Genomic DNA, 5,732 nt, shown 5'->3' with positions numbered 1-5,732 from the left:
CCGCCTATTGTTACTTTTCTTACATCAGCTTTTGTAATTACTGTCTGTGAAGCTTTTTCCCAGTTTTCCTTTATTTCTTCTTCTCTTACACTGCCGTCAAATCTGGCCTTGTATTCTTCATAGCAGAACTCCTTTCGGTTCTGTCCTTCCTCTTTATCTGCGAGGAATGTACGCTTTAGTCTGATTGTCTTATACAGGCCGAAATCTATTTTGTTTATGAGGATTCCGTTTATTGTGTATCCGTCTTTTATATAGTTTTTTCTAAGCCCCTGGTTCTCATCTTCTTTTTCTACGGTTTTCAGGATGATTGTTCCTGGAATGGTCAGACTTGCTTTTTTTTCTACTGATCCGTTTCCGGCGTTGTCAGTTACCTTGACGCTGTATTCGAATGTTTTATCATTTCCGCTTCTCTGAACTTTTGCAAGATTCTGTTTTTCTCTGTATATAACGTTTTTATCTGTACTCTCGTTTACTATCGAACCGTTCAGAGAAAGGATGTTTTCCTTGATTCCAGAATCAGCTTCTGTAACATTATACTTTACGTCAAAACTGTTCAGGTATTGTGTCTCATCTTTTTCTTCGTATCTGAATCCGCTGAAAGTGATGTCTGAAACCGAAGGCTTTATTTTATCTACTTTTACCGTGGCGGTACTTTCATTGCCGGTATTATCGCTGCACTTTACAGTGTATTCTCCAGTCTCTGTAATTTTATATTTATCCCCGTCTTCCCGCGATACTGTACTTCCGTTTACCGTAACGCTTTTTATGCCCGAATGTGCATCTGTAAACGTTATCGTTACGTCTTCACTGGTCCAGTTTCCCTCTTCATAGCCGTTCAGGTTGATCTGTGGTGCTGTTTTATCTACAAGGTATGTTATCAGGTCACTTTTGTTTCCGACCCCGTCTGTTGCCCGGACTGTATAAGTTCCGCTTTCACTCAGAGTATTGGCTGTCTGTGGAATGTATTTTTTTTCGTCTTTTTCTATTTCAAAACCGTTGAAACCCGAACCCGTATCTCTCGCAGTTATTTTTATGTCATCTCTTGTCCACTTATTGGCTTCTTTATCTGCACTTATTACAGGGGCTGACTTGTCTATCTTTACTCTGGCAGACACTGCTTCTGATGCGTTTCCGACGTTATCTACGGCCCGGAAATATACTACTGTATCCAGTATTTCTCCGTTCTTTACATCAGGTTTATATTCGTTTCCGCGTATCCAGTCTGAGTTTCCAATTTTGTATTCATATCCCCGCACCCCGCTTACGCCGTCCATGCTGCCTTCTGCTGTCAGCGTTACGTCTTTATTTTCATTGTCTTTTCCATTTGTCCAGTCGGCACAGCTTCCTGTTACCGTTGGTAGTGGGGTTGGCGGATCTGAATCTAATATTATATTTATACTATCAATAAGAGATTCCGATATTTTTGTACCCCCAGAATTTGCAGACAGATAAGAACTTGCAGTCATATAAATATTATATAATTCGATTTTCGTATTTGCTGTTATATTCTTAGTAAAAATATTATCTTTTCCTTTCTCTGATTTATATGTAACTTTATTATCTTCAGTAATTCTTAGTTCAGTATATTTTTCATATTCACCCCCACTACCAGTATTATTATTATTAGAATTCCAGTTTTCATGTTTATAAGAATTATTATAGATGATATCAACAGGTGAAGATTTTTTTACATACCAATTATTATCTTTAGGAAATGCATCATAGCATTTAAGCTTTATGTTGGTATTTGTTACTATCTCACCAGTACAATTAACACCAAAGTCTTTTTCATTAATTTTAAAATAATCATTAAACGCAATAATTTTTTGGGAAAAAGTAATGCTTTGTGATGGCTGATAAAAATCATAAGAACTCGACGTTTCTATAATAATATTAATAAAATATGTTATTCCTTTTGTTACTGTAAATTCATTTCCTAATATTATCCCTTCTGATGTATAAATCGATAAACGAGTTCTCTTAAACTCTGCGCCACTTCGATCACCACCTCTCAAAAAAGCCTCGTCATAGTTTATAGAAATAGTATCGTGTTCTTCAACAAACCATATCCCATTTACGTTTGTATATTTATCGCCTAAACAAGATATTTCAATACTCCAATTTGGATCAACATTTGAATCAACAGGTTTTGAAATAGATAATTTTCCTGAATTTTTAGTTAGTATTTTTGAATATCCTGGACTAATAAATAATAAACTTATAATACCAAACAAAAACTTTTTCTTAAAAAATAAATCCTTGCAAGACATACTTACTAATTTCATTTTTTTTGTCATGAATGATTTTACAAATTCAAAAGTAATAAATATAAAATTTATAAAAAGAAGAAATATACATATTTTCATTTTTAAACTATCCATTTTTAATTAATTCTTATTAATTTTTTTTCATTATTTTATTCAAAAAAATCATTCCTTAAATGGCAATATCAAAATATTTTATTTTCAATATCGTATATTTATTGCGATCTCGGATATAGAAACTTTTTTTCTTTTCATTTTTTTATTAATCTAATATATTTTTTTTATTATGAAATTTTAATTTTTGTAGCATAGCGAATATTGCTTTTTTATAAGATTTTCGTTTGTACAATTTTACATTTTAATTCTGCTTTTAAATTCATTGTAACTCATTCATTTATATTCGTTTATAATAACTTCAAAAATTTGAAATACATTTAATAATACAATTCCTGTTCATTAATATTATTTAGGCCAAATCCCCATAATGTATCATCATTTTTAATAACCATACTATGATAATTTGATATAGAAAAATCTTTTACATCCTCCATGATTAAAATCGGATAATCAAGTCTTTCCTTTGAACCATTTCCATTTGCACCAAAATTGCAATGTCCGCCACCACAAGCATATAGTTTATAATCATTTGTTAAAATTAATGAATGAAATTCAGTCCCTATAGCTTTTTTTACATTAGACATAACAAAAGTAGGAGGGACATTTACCTCATCGGTTTTTCCAACGCCTAAAGATCCATAACAACCAAAGCCATAAGCAAATAAAGAATCATCATTCTTTATGTAAAAGAAATCGCTTATGCTTTTTACATCTGTATCAATTGTTATATGATTTCCATTCTCTATTTTAATTAAATTCTTATACTTATCTATAAAATAGACATATTCTTTTATAAAGCATTTATCTATATCCTCTGCTATTTTTCTTGACTCAAGAAATATTTTTTCATCACAATTTTTTAATTTTCTTGTTGAATTATCCCCTCTTGCCCAAACAGTTCCATCTTTTTTCAAATAGATAAGCATATTGTTTGAGGAGTAAGCAAAAATTACATTATTATCTATTTTCTTAAAACCGTTAGTTTCAGATGAATATTCATATGTATTACCATATTTACTTTCTTTAACAGACTTCACTTCGCGACCTTTAATCCACAAATTATTATAAGCATCAATCAATAACATCAAGTAATTATTTTTATCAAAATAAATTACATTATTTATATGTTTATCAAATGAAATATTTTTGAAAGAAAGAGACTTTGATATTGGCAAACCTAAAGTTTTATCTACATAACGTAAATAAACACCATTATATATTGTATCAACATTTTCAGCAATTTTTATGAAAGAATCAGCACCATCTAAAACTCCATCCACATACGGAATTGAGTTTGAATAATAACCTGTTGCAAATACTTTTAAGTCTTTAGTTAAAACAACAGTATACACATCGTTTGTAATAACTTGTTTAACATCCTTCATAATCATCTTTGGAACATAACTATTAATACTCGTTCCATCCCCTAGCTGAAGGGAATAAACTGTATAAACAAAAATGAAAACAGCTATACTGGTAAGTAATTTTTTAACGTATGATAATAACAACATTTGTTTCTCCTACAGCGTTTTTGAATTGATTATAATTTTCCACCACAGCATTTTGTTGACTTAAAGATTGCTCTTTAGTTTGAGTTACAGCAATACAACCTGCTGTATGTGCTCCATTTTCCTGTATACCATTTATATTACCTTGATGAATTAAATTTCCTTTATTATCAAGTCTTATCATTGTATTACTAGAACCACCATGATTTGAATCTCTTAGGACAGAATTTCCAGAATTCATTACTGATTCCTGTTTTTTATCTAATGTTACCGATGTTTTATATGCAGATGCGTTTGTACTTCCTGATACAATAGGGACAGAAGCATCTGGCACATTACAAGAAGTCGAATTATATACAGAATTCGGATCAGCTGAATACACATCCATTGTTCCCATTTCTGCACCAGCCTCATTTGTTTTATTATCATAAGTCACAACAATAATTGTCGTTGGTTCTGTAGATTTTACATTTATAGTACCATCTGCCATTATCATTACAGTAGTATTTCCATTAGAATACTCATCAACAATAGTGTAAGACTCTTTAGATTCTCCCATATTACTTCCATTAGCTGAATTAAGATTAGGAACTGGAGCATCTGGGGCTTTTGACGACTCTATTGTACCTGTTGGTCCCGTTTGCCCACCTGTTTGATTTTCTTCCTGCTTATTTGAGTTTTTATTACTTTTATTATTTTCTGTCTTTGAAACAGATTTATACTTTTTAAGACCTGTCGAATCTAGATAATTAATTGGATTCTGTCCAGCATAACCAAACCAGTTTATACCATCACGAATTGGATCTTCAGATAGCCATGATTCACCATCCTCACTTCGCCAGCGGTTCCAGTGATATGTTAAACCAGATTCTACATCATAGTCACATCCTGTGTACAGACCTTCAAAGTCAAGTAGTTTTGTTGTCTCCCCTGCTTTTATTCCGAAGGCGGTATAACCAGATTTCCATACCAGTTGGTTATTGTCATCATAGACCTCAGTAACGCTACCCTGGATATCTGTAACTGCATATCTGATTGTTTCAATTCCAGTTTCTGTTTTATCCATGAATCCTGCTATCTGATTGTTTAAATATACAAAACATCGAGTTGTTACAGCAGAGCCAGAAGTTTTCTTCTGATATGTCAGAGCCCCATTACGGCCATAGGCATACTGAGTTGTTTCAGCAACCGAATTTGTTTTACTTATACGCTCAATTCTATGGTTATTTGCATCATAAGTATATTCTACACATACATTCTGTGCATTATCCGGAGCATTAAACTGCTGAACCTTTACAAGTCGGTTGTGATAGTCCCAGGTGTATTCCCAGTTTTCTCTGGTTTCATCAATAACAACCTTATCATTATCTGAATTCTGTTTGTATCCTTTTGCAGTTCTGTTACCATTATCGTCATAGGTATAGTACCACTTGCCGTCAGACATTACGCGGGCTGTATTGCAGTTTTTGTCATTTTTGTAATAGGTGTAGCTTCTGTTCTTTCCGTTTTCAGTAATGATCTTGCGGTTTGAGTTTCCATCATATTTGTAAGCTTCATTTCTCTCATTTTCCAGTGTCCAGATTCTAATCATTTTCTGTACGCTGTCGTTTGAGAATGTCACATAGTCAGAGACATTATTATTATCCAAATCTCTGTCATCCCAGATTGTGCGGATTTTTATGAAACGGGTTTTAAGAGAAGTCTTCAGATTAAAATGAATACTCTGGTTTTTCGGATCTACCACGTAGTACCAGTTATCCGGTGTAAGTTCGCTCCAGCCATCTGTCTCATTCTGTTTTGTGTAGATGTGAAGGTCCCGTTCACGGATACGGCTCTTTCTTTC

General features: G+C 32.7%; 3 protein-coding genes. All 3 read right to left on the bottom strand.

The window, feature by feature from the left end:
• Nucleotides 1–2,285: hypothetical protein (locus BMY21_RS15485; RefSeq protein WP_143064260.1), on the bottom strand; the 2,285-nt coding region annotated here is incomplete at its 3' end.
• A 413-nt stretch (nt 2,286–2,698) separates the two neighbouring features.
• Nucleotides 2,699–3,892: an RCC1 domain-containing protein gene (locus tag BMY21_RS15480; protein ID WP_074645763.1), complete on the bottom strand. Its 1,194-nt coding sequence runs from the start codon at nt 3,890–3,892 to the stop codon at nt 2,699–2,701.
• The coding region (locus tag BMY21_RS15475) for an RHS repeat domain-containing protein (RefSeq protein ID WP_218141072.1) at nt 3,870–5,732 on the bottom strand (1,863 nt) is incomplete at its 5' end. The genes BMY21_RS15475 and BMY21_RS15480, both read right to left, overlap by 23 nt.

The sequence above is a fragment of the Treponema bryantii genome (assembly GCF_900111035.1).
Lineage (GTDB): Bacteria > Spirochaetota > Spirochaetia > Treponematales > Treponemataceae > Treponema_D > Treponema_D bryantii_C.
This window is presented reverse-complemented; position numbering and strand designations above follow the sequence as displayed.